We start from the raw sequence: 14,281 nt of genomic DNA, 5'->3' as shown, positions 1-14,281 counted from the left end.
AAATCTATCAGTACCAAATATTGTAGAACCCCTTTTTACATGCTTTTACTTTGTACTACTTTCTGCGGCCTTATTACTAGGTTCATCATCGCTCAGACGTAATCCACGTCGTTCCACACTAGTTGAAAAAACGATTTGGGTACTGGTCTTGCCATATGAACTTTGTAAACCATTAACGAACTCATCGAGAGCAGCAGTTGATTCAAATACTACTTCCAATAATTCGGAATAATCGCCTGTAACACAGTTGCATTCCAGTACATTGGGGATTGATCGGACGTAAGGGTAGAAATCTTTCTTTTGAGTTGGTTCAAGCTGGAGTCGGATAAAGGCCTTAACGTGATAATTTAACTCTTCATAGTTAATCGTTGTCTGGTAGTTCGCAATGATTCCCTGCTTTTCAAGCCGGTTAATACGTGCTGCAATTGCTGGAGACGAAATGAAACAATGTTCTGAGATTGTCTTCAGAGAAATTCGAGCGTTTTCTTGCAGTAGGTTTAAAATCTTACGATCAATTTGGTCCATGTGATCACTCCTTTAGATTAAAAGCTATTTTACCATTATTAAGAAATAAAACAAACCGGGTCGCCACTTTGATGACGATCCGGTTAACATTATTAAGCGGTACGGAATTGCTTACGAGCCACAGCTTCATTACTTCTTTTAATGAAGTTCGCAAATAATGCCTGAGACTCTTTATTATGCTTATACATGTTTTCAGGGTGCCACTGAACACCTAAGATTTGACTATTTTGCTTGGATTCTACCGCCTCAATCACGCCATCATCGGCTGTTGCCACTGTGTGTAATGATGGTGCCAACTCATGAATTGATTGATGATGTCTTGAGTTAACATAGCTGCGTTTTCCGATCAACGTCGACAAGAGACTGTCACTTTCTACGTTTACATGGTGGGTCGGTAAATTACCAGGTGCTAACTGACTGTGCTTTAACTTGGCTTTGGGGTTCTCAGACATATCTTGGTATAGTGTGCCACCAAGCGCAACGTTGATGACTTGGATGCCGCGACAGATGCCCATGACGGCTTTATCAGATTTAATTGCCGCTTTTAGCAGTGCAATTTCAAATAAGTCCCGCTTTCGGTAGGTTTCTCCAAGATCGTAATGTGGTTCTTCATTATAGAATGTCGGATCCACATCGAAACCGCCAAGCATTAATACACCATCAAATAAATCAATGTATGCTGGGGCGTCAGCCGGATCAATCGTGGGTAAAATAATTGGAATCCCACCGGACTTGGTGATTGCCTGAATTGCTTGGTATGGTGCAAATTCGGCGTTTCGCTGGTTGATGATGTTAGTGGCTTCTGTAAATGTATCAGCCGGCAAGGCAATTCGTGGTTTCAATATGCAGTCCTCCCTACAGTATGGTGTTTTATGTATCATTCAGATTGCATGAATTGTATGCTAATTCGTTATGCTTGTCAATCTTATTGTTTTGCTAATGAGCCTAATACGTTTATGATAGATGTACGGTTGGATACATTGTTTGAAGTTTTATTTCAAGTGTAATAGTAAATATAACTAGTAAGTATAAAAGCCATACTTTATCAATAATATTTTAGTTAATGCTTGATTACTTTTCTATGAATTAGTAAAGTTAATATTGGTTAATGGTTTAGATAGTATACATAACAAAATGGGAGGATGTTAACGATGGAAGACGAACGTCAAGTCTTTGACGCATTCATTAATTCTTATTTATTTTCACTCAAGTATTTGCAGGACTTTTTGTCAGCACCCGCTGAAAAATACGGTGTCTCGTTCGATCAGTTTCTGATTATGCACGAAATTAAAATGGCCGATGGAGATGTTACTTTAATGGAGCTTTCTAAAGCTCATCAAGTATCTCGCTCAGCCATTTCAAGACAAATTAGTGGTTTGTTAGATGCTAAATATGTATCGCAACAAACCGATGCTGACGATCGTCGTCGACGGATTCTTCGTCTCACAGATGAAGGAAATCAAGTAGAAGAAAAACTTTTCAAAGAAGGTCTTGATCGTGCACACAATTCTCTAAATATCTTTGGTGCTGATCGTATTTCAACAATGTTGAAGTTTATTAACGAGTTTACCAGAGAAGTAATGAGTAAAGATAACGAAAAAATGGCTCAGTCTAGTAAGACAGGAAAACTGTCTTAAATCGTTAACTGATAAGCACGTCTCTTAGTGTTATCTCTGTGCATGGTTACAATTCCTCGGAAAATAAAGCCACTGTTTGTGATGACGTGTTGCATTACCTGATTATTTTCATGGGTGTCGATTCTGATATCGTGATATCCACGTTCGCGAGATATCGTGATCAAACTTGATATCAAAAAGCTAGAAAGATGCTGGCCACGAAAATTATTGGACAAAGAAATTCGGTGTAGTGCGGTGTAATGATTGAATTCTGATTCATTCCACTGCCCATCAATCTGTAAGTAATCTGGATCGATGCCTTGCCACAACGCTGCATAGCCGGCAACAGTCTGATTTACAACAAGAACATAACCAATTCCTTGACGGATATCCGCTTTGATTGATTCTTCATTTGGATATCCGTTTTGCCATTGATCAATATTTTGCTTCTTTAAGAACTCCTTGGCTTCATTAATAATGACGTCAATCTCATTAATATCGTTTACTTCGGCAAGTCTTAGATATGGAACTGTCATAGTATCACTCCTAAAAACATAATGAGGATAATTATAAACTTCAGTTGGTGGTTCTTCAATATCACTAACGTGGGTCTTGCTGTTTGACGGTTAACTATCCTATAATGTTGCCAAACAAAGGGAGTGGTGATTATTAAAGTATTTGTTATTGGCGCACATGGCCAAATTGGTCAGCGTCTCATACATTTATTAGCACAGCAAGGACATCAGGTCTTAGCTGGAGTCAGGAATCCAGACCAGATTACGGAGACTGAGGATGGTAAGATTACCCCGGTTAATTTTAATTTGGAGGATTTACCTGAAAACTTAGCGCCTCAACTAAAGGGAAGCGATGCAATTATCTTTACTGCCGGTTCTGGTGGTAAGACGGGCGCCGACATGACAATGTTAATAGACTTAGATGGTGCTGTTAAGAGCATGCAAGCGGCAGAGCTGGCAGGTGTAAAAAGATTTGTGATTGTGAGTGCACTTTATACTGGCGATCGCTCAAAATGGATCAAATCAATGCGTCCGTATTATGCGGCTAAATTCTATGCAGACGAATGGTTACTCCACCAAACTGATTTGGACTACACAATTGTCAGGCCAGGCACATTAACCAATGACGAAGGTACTGGTAAAGTCGACGTTCAAGAAACTGAAGATGTCCCTGGCAGTATTTCTAGGGATGATGTTGCAACAGTTATATCAGAAGTGATCACCAGCTCACATGCTTCACATAAGGTTTTCAACGTTATTAGTGGTGAGAAATTAATCAAAAAAGCGATAAATGACTTATAAAATTAGTGTTATGTAAGCGCATTTATGATACAATATAATCAACAAATGGATATATTGAAGGGATGATTGCGTATGGATCAGGTTTATAAAAACATTTTAGTGCCGGTGGATGGCTCAAAAGAAGCAAAATTAGCTCTAGAAAAGGCAGTTGCGGTTGCCAAGCGAAACAACGCGCACATTGATTTATTGAACGTTCTGGATACAAGGGCAGTCACCTACAACTATGCTGGTATGTCAGATGGAAGCATTACGTATCAATTAGTTAACGAATCTAAGGAATATTTGAGCAAGTTAGTAGATCACTTAAGATCAACTGATAGCTTTACAAACGTTGATATCCATATTCGTTTGGGAAATCCAAAGACGGTTATTGCATACGACTTTCCAAAGGATCACCAAGTAGACTTGGTAATGATGGGAGCCAGTGGTTTATCAGCAATGCAAAGAGCAGTGATGGGTTCGGTAACATCATTCGTCAACCGCAATGCAGTTGTTGATGTATTAGTTGTACGGACTTCGGTGCAGAATGAACAGATTAGTGAAGAAGAGAGTAAATAACCCCGTTTAGCTCGTGTTAAATAAGGAAAATAACCCCATTAGGACTGCACTTCGTCCTGATGGGGTTATTTGCCTTATTTAATGGCGAGCTGGGGTTATTTACTCGTTTCGACTATAAAAATTGGAAGATAAGTAATATGAACTTTGTTCCAATAGTGTTTCTTTGCTTATATAATGGCGAGCTGAGCCTATTTACTCGTTTCGACTATAAAAATGAAAATAGAAGATAACCGCAGTACCGTCCGAACTCTTTGCCAAATCCCTCCGCATACGATATGATTATATCAACCAAAAATGGAGGGATTTTTATTTTAACAATTCGTAAAGCTGAGCCGGACGATGCCGGCCAGATAGTGCCGCTGATGTCTTTGATTTATGATGAAATGGAACTTGAAGAATTTGAAGAAGTTCCTGACGAAGACCCCCAACGAATGATCGAAAACGCTTATCAACGCCGGGCGCTACTAGGTTATGTTGCAACCACGCTCGTTGCCGAAGTTGACGGTAATGTGGTGGGAATGGCGTTTGGATATCCGGATTCAAATGAGATAGCTGTCAACAGAGTTTATGAACAGGCTGCTCAAAGCATACCATCCATCAAGAATATTGATTTTTTTGCTGATCCGGAATCTTTTGATGATGAATTCTATTTGGATTCATTGGCGGTAGATTCGGAATACCGTGGTTATGGTATTGCTACAAAGTTAATTAATGCCATTTCTCAACATGCTCATAGTTTGGGCTATGAAACAATCGGCCTAAACGTGGACTACGAAAATCCTAAGGCTGAACGACTATATCGAAGGCTCGGGTTTGAAGATGCCGGACATATCATGATCGGTGATCATGATTACAATCATCTTCAAATGGAAAGCAATCGTGAAATATTAGCTTAATAAGAATTAAAAACTAAAACTGATATAAAAATCGATTAGAATAACTTCTAATCGATTTTTTATTTCTAATATATCAGATTAGTGATTATTGATGTAACGGCAATGAGACGACTTCTTTTACAAAATTTCATCTTATTTCTTTACAAATGTTCATAATCTTGATATTGTTGATATATCAAAGATGAAAGGGGTTTCAAAACATGAAACTTTCAAATGCCGAATTGGCAAAATACATGGATCACACACTTTTAAGGGCGGATGCAACTCAAGCACAAGTTGAACAAACGCTGGCAGAAGTCAAACAATATGATACAGCCTCAATTTGCATTAATCCATACTGGGTGGAATTAGCGGCAAAGGAATTAAAAGGGACAGACGTGAATGTTTGTACTGTCATTGGGTTCCCACTAGGTGCCAATACGACAGCGACAAAAGTGTTCGAAACAAATGATGCCATCGACAAGGGTGCCGTAGAAGTGGATATGGTGATTAATATTGGTGAACTGAAGCAACACCATGATGAAGCAGTTCAAGCTGACATTAAAGCATTGGCGGATGCCGCACATGCCAAAAATGCTATTTTAAAGGTCATAATTGAAACCGCTTTATTGAATGACGAAGAAAAAGTTCGTGCTTGCAAGTTAGCGGTAGCTGCCGGTACAGACTTTGTTAAAACATCGACCGGATTTTCAACCGCCGGAGCTAAAGCGGCTGACGTTAAACTGATGCGTGAAACAGTTGGCCCTAATATTGGAGTTAAGGCTGCTGGTGGAATTCATAGTGCAAAGGACGCATATGACATGATTGAAGCAGGTGCCAGTCGTTTAGGCGTCAGTGCCAGTGTTGCTATTTTGGAAGATAACAGTAAGTAGTTTGGAAGCGCACATTTTTTATATTGCAAAAAATAGATAAAAGGGGAATCGTCATGAAATATAAACGCATTTTTGGAATTGTGTTGGATTCAGTAGGAACTGGTGCAGCGCCTGACGCTGACAAGTTTGATGATGTTGGTTCTGATACTTTGGGCCATGTTGGTGAATTTTTTGATGGTAAGTTAAATATTCCAAACCTCCAGAAGTTGGGAATTTCTAACTTGCGTGATCAACCAATTAAGGGTGTTGCTCCTGCTGAAAAACCACTTGCGTATTATGGCAAAATGGAAGAAGTTTCTGCTGGTAAAGACAGTATGGACGGACACTGGGAAATGATGGGACTGCCAGTTACTCACGCATTATCACTCTTTCCAAATGGATTTCCGGATGAAATTATTGATAAATTAAAAGAATTTTCGGGTCGCGACATTATTGTTAATAAGCCGTATTCAGGGACAGAAGTTATTCATGACTATGGTGAAGAGCAAATGAAAAACGGGGAGCTAATAGTTTATACGTCTGGTGACTCGGTTCTGCAAATTGCTGCTCACGAAGATGTAATTCCGCTTGATGAACTTTATAAGATTTGTGAATATGCCCGTAGCTTAGTTAATGAACCGCCTTACGTGATTGGACGGATTATTGCGAGACCGTATGTAGGACCCGATAAAGATCACTTCACTAGAACCGCTAATCGTCGTGACTTTACACTTGAACCAACAGGTGAAACAGACTTGGATCGTCTTCAGAATGCCGGTTTCGAAGTGATTGGAATTGGTAAGATAAATGATATTTTCTCGGGTCACGGTATTACAAAAGGATATCATAATGAAAGCAATCATGATGGTATGAATCACGTTTTGCATGTGATGAATGAAGATTTTACCGGTTTTGCATTCACTAACTTAGTTGATTTTGATGCGATGTATGGTCATCGTCGTAATCCAAAAGGATTTGGTGAGGCACTGGAAGACTTTGATAAACAATTGGGTGAGGTAATGGCCAACCTTAAGGATGATGACCTGATCATGATGACTGCTGATCACGGTAATGATCCAGGCTTCCGTGGCACAGATCACACTCGTGAAATGGTACCATTATTAGCTTACTCGCCAAGCTTCGCACAGACAGGCCAGTCTCTGGGCGTAAGAAGCCCATTTTCAGATTTCGGTGCCACAGTTTTGGATAACTTTGGTGTTCAAAATGTAAGTGGTAAGAGTTTTCTTAGTGAATTAAAGTAGCCAATCAAGGAGGAATTCATTATGAGTACACATATCGGTGCACAACCAGGTCAAATTGCTGAAACGGTTCTATTTCCAGGGGACCCATTGCGGGCAAAGTTCATCGCTGAAAACTTTTTGGAGGATGTAGAACAGTATAACGCGGTTCGTAATATGTTTGGTTACACTGGGACCTATAAGGGCCACCGTATTTCTGTTCAAGGAAGCGGAATGGGGATTCCATCTCTGTCGATCTATGCAACAGAATTAATTAAATTTTATGGTGTTAAAACGATTATCCGTGTTGGTACGGCAGGGGGCATGCGCGAAGATGTTAAAGTTGGCGACGTGATTCTGGGACAAGGATCAACCACTGATTCTGCAGTCACGGCCAATACGTTTGGCGCTGGAATCTACTACGCTCCACTGTCTGACTTTGAATTGCTGGACCGTGCTTACCATGTTACTCAAGAAATGAACATTCCAGTTAGAGTTGGTAATATTTTCGCTGCCGACCGCTTCTACAATGATGAAATTGACATGAAGAAGCTGGCAGACTATGGCTGTGTTGCTACAGAAATGGAATCAGCTGGACTTTTCTTGATTGGTGCCAAATATAACATTAAGACTCTTAGCATTTTGACATGTAGTGACAATTTAGTGACTGGCGATTCAGCCTCCGCTAAGGAACGTGAACAATCATTTACCGATATGATGAAAGTTTCACTTGAAACTGGAATTCGCGGATAGAATCATCGACTGGCCGAATTGCCGTGTGCCTCAGCTACATAACTAAATGTAGTAAGATAATGAGAGACGGTCGAAAAAAAAGTTAAAGTAGGTCATGGAAATGAACACGCAGAAAAGTAAAATTCAACAGAGCTTGGAAATCGCACACATGTATTATGAACAGGAATTGAGTCAAAACGCTATTGCAGATAAGCTCAATATTTCGCGGCCAACGGTGTCTCGTCTATTAAAAAATGCCAAAGAAGACGGACTAGTCCGGATTCAAATTATGAATCCGTTAGAAAGCGCACAAGCACTAGAACAACGTATTAGTAATAAATATGGGGTCGCTGAAGTACATGTTGTGCCGGTACAAATGGTTAACGGTACGGCCGTTCAAGATTCAGTGGGGGCCTATGCTGCTAACTACATCGAAAGTATCGTGAAGGATAATGATATTATTGGTATTGGTTGGGGCAAAACGATTCACCGGATTGCGACACATCTGGACATTAAGGACACGGTGAAAAACGTTCAAGTTGTTCAACTAAAGGGAAGCGTTTCAACGGCAAAGGAACATACTTACGCATTTGACAGTATTAATGCGTTTGCGGCGGCTTTTCATAGTGTGCCACAGTATTTGCCATTACCAGTGATTTTTGAACATCAAACTACCAAGGATTTGGTTGAAGAAGAACATCATATTCGCTACTTAATGGATCTGGGACGTGAGGCAAATATTGCGGTATTTACCGTTGGTACTGTACGAGATAGTGCACTGGTGTTTCAATTAGATTTCTTTTCCGAAAAGGAAATGGCCTTCTTGAAGGAACATGCAGTGGGGGATGTATTTTCTCGTTTTATTGATCAAGATGGTAATATTGTTTGCGATGAAATTAACCAACGCACGATTGGAATTGAACTAAATGATTTGCGTGAAAAAGAACATGCTGTGTTAGTTGTATCAGGAACAGCTAAAGTACCGGCTGTTGACGCAGCATTGCATGGTCAGTACTCTAACACATTGATCATTGATCAGTATGCTGCACAGGAGCTAGTCGATTATTAGATCATTACTGAGATTGAACTGAATAGATTTGACGTTAATTTCGTCGAGTCTATTTTTATTTAAAACAAAATGTAACCGATTACAAAAAGGAGCACGATAATATGAGAATGTTGGACATTATTGACACTAAAAGAAATGGTGGTCGTCTGACCGATGAACAAATTCAATATTTTGTGGATGGAGTGGTGGATGGATCAATTGAGGACTATCAAATTAGTGCTCTACTGATGGCAATTTATTTTCAAGGAATGACTGCAGCAGAGCAGACAAAATTGACCATGGCGATGCTGAAGTCAGGCGACCAGCTTGATTTATCTTCAATACCAGGTATTAAGGTTGATAAACATTCAACTGGTGGAGTTGGTGACAAAACTAGCCTGCCATTAGCAGCAATGGTAGCCGCATTAGGCATTCCAGTACCAATGATATCCGGTCGTGGATTAGGACATACTGGAGGTACCCTAGATAAATTAGAGGCCATTCCAGGGTACTGTGTTGAACTAACAGAGAATGAATTTATTGCTCAAGTTAAAAAAATCGGTCTAGCAATTGTGGGTGCTACGGGCCAGATTGCGCCGGCAGACGCCCGCATTTATGGGTTAAGAGATGTAACTGATACGGTTGATTCGATACCTTTAATTGCTAGTTCGATATTAAGTAAGAAATTAGCGTCTGGAACGGATGCCTTAGTTATTGATGTTAAAACTGGAGCGGGGGCGTTTATGCAGAAATTAGAGGACGCTCAGAAGCTGGTTCACGCTTTGGTAGAGATCGCTAACGGTGCGGGAGTGAAAAGTATGGCAATAATTTCTGATATGAATCAGCCACTAGGAAATAAGATTGGCAATTCGTTAGAGATTGAGGAATCAATTGACGTGCTCAAGGGGAATGGCCCGGCAGATTTGATGGAATTGTTGTTGACGCTTGGATCACAGATGGTTGTGCTTGGTAAAAAAGCTGATACGTTAGCTGAAGCAAGACAAAAATTGCAGCAAACAATCGATGATGGATCCGCACTTAATAAGTTTAAACAAATGATTATCGAACAAGGTGGTGACGCCAACGTGATCAATGATTATTCTGTAATGCCACAAGCTAAATATCGTATTCCAATTCAAGCAACTCAGAGTGGTGTGGTGACACAAATTAAGGCAAATGAAATGGGAATTGCAAGCATGCTACTTGGTGGTGGTCGTTCAACAAAAGATGATAAGTTAGATTATTCAGTTGGTTTGGTGCTCAATCATAAAATTGGGGATGAAGTTAAGACCGGTGACACACTAGTTACTGTTTATAGTAATCAAGAGGACATTACGCAGGTTGAACAATTAATTAGAGATAATTTTTTGATTGGTGAACATGTTCAAAAAACGGCACTAGTTCGCGAAATTATTACTGATTAGTTATATTTCTCTCAAAAGATTAATTTAAAGTACATTAAAAAAACACAGAAAAGCTAGTGCGAATGAGAACTATTTTGGCATTTTCAACGAAGATAAGTAATAAGTACTATAGAAGAAACGATACATTTGATTTTGGTATCGCTTCTTTTTTATGCCATTTAATGTCATCATATGGCACAACATGATATAATTAATTTGAAAAAGGGGATGATATCTATGGCTCAACAAGTAAAGAAAAGAATTCAAGTCACTATGGACAAAGGAATAGCTGAATCTGCCGAGTTTATTATAAATAAAGCAGGATTAACACCAGGTACAGTAATAAGTATGGTATACGCAGAAATTAACCGTACAGGTAAAATACCGGTGAAGCCACAGGCTGATGCAAAAGATCTTGCCACAGCAAAGCTGATTGATGCCAGTTATAATACTCCTTCAGTTAAACTAGATAACGATAGTGATATTAAAGACTTTTTCGAAGATGATGGTGGGTACTGATGGATAAAGGTCAAAATCTTTATTGGGCATATGCGGCGTTCATTGAGATTCCTGGAGGAAAAACAAGACCAGTGTTGTACGTCAGACAAACCGAGACTGATTACATTGTCTATAGGCTGACGTCAAAGTATAAAAATAAATCTCCAAAAATTAAAGCAAAATACGTTGAGATTGGAGACTGGCAAAAAGTAGGATTGCCAAAAAAGTCTTGGATTGACTTGATAAAGACGTATAGTTTACCAATAAACTCAACTAAGTTAACTTTTATTGGTTCTTTAACTGAAGAGGATTCTCAGAATATAATTAGATATCTGAATAAATTCGATGAATAATAACTTTACTGAATTAGTGAATTTAAAGTAAAAAATAGAGGTTAGAAAAAATAATAAAAAAATGGGTTCTGATGAGAAGTTTAACTTCTCACCAGAACTCATTTTTTAAAACTAGTTTAAATCATTGGAAATGATTTTATTGTTCTTCGTACCATGAATAGTGGAAGCTACCTGGACGGTCAACACGTTCGTATGTGTGAGCACCAAAGTAGTCACGTTGTGCTTGGAGCAAGTTTGCAGGAAGCACAGCGGCACGATATGAATCGTAGTATGTGACAGCAGCACTCAAGCTAGGAACTGGAACACCAGCCTTGATAGCAAGGGAAACAACTTCACGTGCTGAATCTTGGTACTTAGCAGCGATGTCCTTGAAGTAGTCATCTAACAACAAGTTAGTTAAGTTAGAATCCTTTTCAAAGGCGTCAGTAATACTCTGAAGGAATTGTGCACGGATAATGCAACCTTCACGCCAGATTTGTGCTAATTCGCCAAATTGTAAGTTCCAATCGTATTCTTCTGAAGCGAAGCGTAATTGTTCGAAGCCTTGAGCATAGCTCATGATCTTACCGAAGAATAATGCTTGGCGTACTTGTTCAACGATTGTATCTTTGTTAACTTCAACCTTTTCAGTTGGGCCTGCAAGAACTTTGCTTGCTGCCACACGTTCGTCCTTCAACATTGAAATGTAACGAGCGTAAACTGATTCAGTAATAACTGATTGAGGAACGCCAATTGCAAGGGCATCTTCTGATGACCACTTACCAGTACCTTTGTTGGCACCACGGTCCAAGATTGCGTCAACGATTGGCAAGTTCTTGTCGTCACCTAAGTCATCTTTACGAGTTAAGATATCAGCAGTGATTTCAACTAAGTAACTGTCAAGTTCGCCTTCGTTCCATTCCTTGAATGTGTCGGCTAATTCGTCGATTGAAAGACCTGCAACGTTACGAAGAATGTTGTAGCTTTCGTCGATTAACTCTTCATCACCATATTCGATACCATTGTGAACCATCTTTACATAATGGCCGGCACCGTTAGGGCCAATGTACGAAACACATGGCTTGCCATCTTTAGCTTTGGCTGCAATTTGTTCCAAGATAGGAGCAACTAAGTCATAAGCTTCTTTTTGGCCACCTGGCATTAATGAAGGTCCTTGGAGGGCACCTAATTCACCACCGGAAACACCCATTCCGATAAAGTTAATACCAGACTTGTCAAGCTTAGCGTTACGATCCATTGTATCGTGGAAGTTTGTGTTACCACCATCGATTAAAACGTCGTGCTTATCAAGTAATGGAAGCAATTCGTCGATAACGGCATCAGTTGGCTTACCAGCTTTAACCATCATCAAAATACGACGAGGTGTTTCAAGTGAGTTGACAAAATCCTCAACTGTGTAACTAGGAACCAACTTCTTTTCTGAGTGGTCCTTCATCATTGCATCGGTTTTTGAACGGGAACGGTTGTAAACACCAACCGTGAATCCACGGCTTTCGATGTTCAAAGCCAAGTTCTTACCCATAACGGCCAGACCGACAACGCCAATTTGTGCTTTTTGATCAGACATGTCATAATCTCCTTCAATTTGATTAAAGTGTTTTCACAACTATATTACCATTTTTTTCTAAAATGTTAAACCGTAAATGCAAAAAAAGCAAAACTAAGTTACAACACGTACATTGTAACCTACTTTGCTTTTTAATTTCAAATTATTGATTGAGTTTGTATACCCATGAACGACCATCGCGTTGTAATAACTCATCCGAAGCGGCTGGCCCCATGGATCCGGGAATGTAGTTAGGGAATCGAGGAACTTCGATATCCCATAACTTTCTAATTGCATCAACAAACTTCCAAGCATAAGCAACTTCGGACCATGAGGCAAAGTTGGTACTGTTTCCTTCAAGTGCATCATGAAGAAGTCGTTCGTATGGTTCAGGAACTTCCTTTTCTTTATCAGCATCTTGGAAGAAATCAAGATTGATTGGTTCAGTTTCGAAACCTTGACCAGTACTCTTGGCGTTAACACGAAGTGCAAAACCTGAGTTTGGTTCAACGTAAATTGTTAAAACGTTTTCTGACAATGAAGCATTTGGATTCTGTGGGAAAGCGAAGATATCAATCAATGGCTTCTTAAAGACAACATCAATACGAGTGAACTTATCAGCCAATTTCTTACCAGTTCTAATGTAGAATGGTACACCTGACCAGCGATAGTTATCGAATAAAAGCTTGCCAGCAACAAATGTTTCAGTTGCAGAATCTGCTGGAACACCATCTTCATCACGATAGGCGTTTGAGTTTTCACCAGCATCATATTGGCCACGAACCAAGTTAGTGGCGGCTGCACTAGGAGAATAAACACGCATACTCCGTAAAGCTTTAACCTTTTCAACTCGAACATCAGCATCGGTGAATGCAACCGGTTGCTCCATTGCAAGTTGACTAACAATTTGCAAGATATGGTTTTGCACCATATCACGAAGAGCACCTGAAGTATCATAGTATGAAGCACGTTCTTCAACACCAAGTTTTTCACTTAGAGTGACTTGGATGTTGTCAATATAACGGTTGTTCCAGAGAGATTCAATGATTGTGTTACCAAAGCGCAATGCTTCAATATTTTGAATCATTTCCTTACCAAGGTAGTGATCAATTCTGTAAATTTGGTCTTCTTCAAATGATGCCGTTAATGCATCATTTAGTTGTTTAGCAGTGTCGTAGTCACGACCAAATGGTTTTTCGATTACTAAACGGTTGTAACCTTCGTCAGTAATTAATCCTTCAGACTTGAGGTTCAGTGCAATTACGCTGAAGAATGCTGGAGCCATTGAGAAGTAGAACAGGCGGTTACCCTGTGCTTCATATTGTTTGTTCAATTGGTTGATTAAGTCGTTAAGTGCAGCATAGTGGGCTTTGTCAGTAACATCATGAGCGATGTAATAGAAATGGCTTGCAAACTTTGCAGCTTGACCCTTTTCGGTTTCGCTGATGCCCTTAATTGAATCAGAAACGATACCTTGGAATTTTTCGTCAGACCATTTAGCCCGTGAAGTACCAATAACACCAAAATGTTCTTTCAAATAACCTTTCTGATAGAGCTTGAATAGTGATGGGTACAGTTTACGTTTGGCGAGATCACCTGATGCGCCAAAAAATGTAAAGACTGCTTTGTTTTCTCTTGTCAAAGCTTTCACTCCTTCTAGTCAATAGATGAACAATAATTTAACAACCACGATTATATACT

16 protein-coding genes are annotated in these 14,281 nt (G+C 39.6%); 11 read left to right on the top strand and 5 right to left on the bottom strand.

What is annotated here, in order from left to right; translation table 11 throughout:
* Positions 1-45 precede the first annotated feature (45 nt).
* Together FD16_RS05910 and FD16_RS05905 are read right to left on the bottom strand one after the other, a co-directional pair.
* Positions 46-525 (bottom strand): Lrp/AsnC family transcriptional regulator, encoded by a 480-nt coding sequence (locus FD16_RS05910; RefSeq protein WP_010621353.1) that lies wholly within the window; start codon positions 523-525, stop codon positions 46-48.
* Positions 526-617: 92 nt separating this feature from the next.
* Complete coding sequence (locus FD16_RS05905) at positions 618-1,367, bottom strand: gamma-glutamyl-gamma-aminobutyrate hydrolase family protein (RefSeq protein ID WP_010621354.1); 750 nt, start codon at positions 1,365-1,367, stop codon at positions 618-620.
* 309 nt (positions 1,368-1,676) lie between these two features.
* Here FD16_RS05905 and FD16_RS05900 point away from each other — a divergent pair, with 309 nt between their 5' ends.
* Entirely contained in the window at positions 1,677-2,162 is a 486-nt protein-coding gene (locus FD16_RS05900) for a MarR family transcriptional regulator (RefSeq protein WP_010621355.1), read from the top strand.
* Here FD16_RS05900 and FD16_RS05895 read toward each other — a convergent pair.
* Positions 2,159-2,677: a GNAT family N-acetyltransferase gene (locus FD16_RS05895; RefSeq protein WP_010621356.1), complete on the bottom strand. Its 519-nt coding sequence runs from the start codon at positions 2,675-2,677 to the stop codon at positions 2,159-2,161. The two genes, FD16_RS05900 and FD16_RS05895, sit on opposite strands and share 4 nt — an antisense overlap.
* A gap of 132 nt (positions 2,678-2,809) precedes the next feature.
* Here FD16_RS05895 and FD16_RS05890 point away from each other — a divergent pair, with 132 nt between their 5' ends.
* The 10 genes from FD16_RS05890 (at position 2,810) to FD16_RS05845 (ending at position 11,034) form a co-directional block, all read left to right on the top strand.
* Positions 2,810-3,457 carry an SDR family oxidoreductase gene (locus tag FD16_RS05890; RefSeq protein WP_029508305.1) on the top strand — a complete coding sequence of 216 codons (648 nt, stop codon included), beginning with the start codon at positions 2,810-2,812 and terminating at the stop codon, positions 3,455-3,457.
* Between the two features lie 72 nt (positions 3,458-3,529).
* Positions 3,530-4,015: a universal stress protein gene (locus FD16_RS05885; RefSeq protein ID WP_010621358.1), complete on the top strand. Its 486-nt coding sequence runs from the start codon at positions 3,530-3,532 to the stop codon at positions 4,013-4,015.
* A 362-nt stretch (positions 4,016-4,377) separates the two neighbouring features.
* Positions 4,378-4,911 (top strand): GNAT family N-acetyltransferase, encoded by a 534-nt coding sequence (locus FD16_RS05880; RefSeq protein WP_155804321.1) that lies wholly within the window; start codon positions 4,378-4,380, stop codon positions 4,909-4,911.
* Between the two features lie 200 nt (positions 4,912-5,111).
* Positions 5,112-5,783 carry a deoxyribose-phosphate aldolase gene (gene deoC, locus FD16_RS05875; protein WP_010621360.1) on the top strand — a complete coding sequence of 224 codons (672 nt, stop codon included), beginning with the start codon at positions 5,112-5,114 and terminating at the stop codon, positions 5,781-5,783.
* Between the two features lie 53 nt (positions 5,784-5,836).
* Positions 5,837-7,024, top strand: coding sequence for a phosphopentomutase (locus FD16_RS05870; RefSeq protein WP_010621361.1), 1,188 nt, complete (start codon positions 5,837-5,839; stop codon positions 7,022-7,024).
* A gap of 21 nt (positions 7,025-7,045) precedes the next feature.
* A complete protein-coding gene (deoD, locus tag FD16_RS05865; protein WP_010621362.1) occupies positions 7,046-7,753 on the top strand; it encodes a purine-nucleoside phosphorylase in 708 nt (235 codons plus the stop codon).
* Positions 7,754-7,853: 100 nt separating this feature from the next.
* Positions 7,854-8,801 (top strand): sugar-binding transcriptional regulator, encoded by a 948-nt coding sequence (locus FD16_RS05860; protein WP_010621363.1) that lies wholly within the window; start codon positions 7,854-7,856, stop codon positions 8,799-8,801.
* Between the two features lie 101 nt (positions 8,802-8,902).
* Positions 8,903-10,204: a pyrimidine-nucleoside phosphorylase gene (locus FD16_RS05855; protein ID WP_010621364.1), complete on the top strand. Its 1,302-nt coding sequence runs from the start codon at positions 8,903-8,905 to the stop codon at positions 10,202-10,204.
* A 216-nt stretch (positions 10,205-10,420) separates the two neighbouring features.
* Positions 10,421-10,702, top strand: a complete 282-nt coding sequence (locus FD16_RS05850; RefSeq protein ID WP_010621365.1) for a type II toxin-antitoxin system RelB/DinJ family antitoxin — start codon at positions 10,421-10,423, stop codon at positions 10,700-10,702.
* A complete protein-coding gene (locus FD16_RS05845) occupies positions 10,702-11,034 on the top strand; it encodes a hypothetical protein (RefSeq protein ID WP_010621366.1) in 333 nt (110 codons plus the stop codon). Before FD16_RS05850 ends, FD16_RS05845 begins: the two co-directional genes overlap by 1 nt.
* A 136-nt stretch (positions 11,035-11,170) precedes the next feature.
* Here FD16_RS05845 and gndA read toward each other — a convergent pair whose 3' ends face one another.
* On the bottom strand, positions 11,171-12,601 hold the full coding sequence (gndA, locus tag FD16_RS05840) for an NADP-dependent phosphogluconate dehydrogenase (protein WP_010621367.1): 1,431 nt from the start codon (positions 12,599-12,601) through the stop codon (positions 11,171-11,173).
* A gap of 142 nt (positions 12,602-12,743) precedes the next feature.
* A complete protein-coding gene (gene zwf, locus FD16_RS05835) occupies positions 12,744-14,222 on the bottom strand; it encodes a glucose-6-phosphate dehydrogenase (protein ID WP_010621368.1) in 1,479 nt (492 codons plus the stop codon).
* Between the last annotated feature and the right edge of the window lie 59 nt (positions 14,223-14,281).

The sequence above is a fragment of the Paucilactobacillus suebicus DSM 5007 = KCTC 3549 genome, assembly GCF_001434475.1.
GTDB lineage: Bacteria > Bacillota > Bacilli > Lactobacillales > Lactobacillaceae > Paucilactobacillus > Paucilactobacillus suebicus.
This window is presented reverse-complemented; position numbering and strand designations above follow the sequence as displayed.

Excerpts from the sequence above, each read along its gene's own strand:
- FD16_RS05910 (WP_010621353.1), bottom strand. The coding sequence starts at position 525 with ATGGACCAAATTGATCGTAAGATTTTAAACCTACTGCAAGAAAACGCT.
- FD16_RS05900 (WP_010621355.1), top strand. The coding sequence starts at position 1,677 with ATGGAAGACGAACGTCAAGTCTTTGACGCATTCATTAATTCTTATTTA.
- FD16_RS05895 (WP_010621356.1), bottom strand. The coding sequence starts at position 2,677 with ATGACAGTTCCATATCTAAGACTTGCCGAAGTAAACGATATTAATGAG.
- FD16_RS05885 (WP_010621358.1), top strand. The coding sequence starts at position 3,530 with ATGGATCAGGTTTATAAAAACATTTTAGTGCCGGTGGATGGCTCAAAA.
- FD16_RS05880 (WP_155804321.1), top strand. The coding sequence starts at position 4,378 with ATGTCTTTGATTTATGATGAAATGGAACTTGAAGAATTTGAAGAAGTT.
- deoC (WP_010621360.1), top strand. The coding sequence starts at position 5,112 with ATGAAACTTTCAAATGCCGAATTGGCAAAATACATGGATCACACACTT.
- FD16_RS05870 (WP_010621361.1), top strand. The coding sequence starts at position 5,837 with ATGAAATATAAACGCATTTTTGGAATTGTGTTGGATTCAGTAGGAACT.
- deoD (WP_010621362.1), top strand. The coding sequence starts at position 7,046 with ATGAGTACACATATCGGTGCACAACCAGGTCAAATTGCTGAAACGGTT.
- FD16_RS05860 (WP_010621363.1), top strand. The coding sequence starts at position 7,854 with ATGAACACGCAGAAAAGTAAAATTCAACAGAGCTTGGAAATCGCACAC.
- FD16_RS05855 (WP_010621364.1), top strand. The coding sequence starts at position 8,903 with ATGAGAATGTTGGACATTATTGACACTAAAAGAAATGGTGGTCGTCTG.
- FD16_RS05850 (WP_010621365.1), top strand. The coding sequence starts at position 10,421 with ATGGCTCAACAAGTAAAGAAAAGAATTCAAGTCACTATGGACAAAGGA.
- FD16_RS05845 (WP_010621366.1), top strand. The coding sequence starts at position 10,702 with ATGGATAAAGGTCAAAATCTTTATTGGGCATATGCGGCGTTCATTGAG.
- gndA (WP_010621367.1), bottom strand. The coding sequence starts at position 12,601 with ATGTCTGATCAAAAAGCACAAATTGGCGTTGTCGGTCTGGCCGTTATG.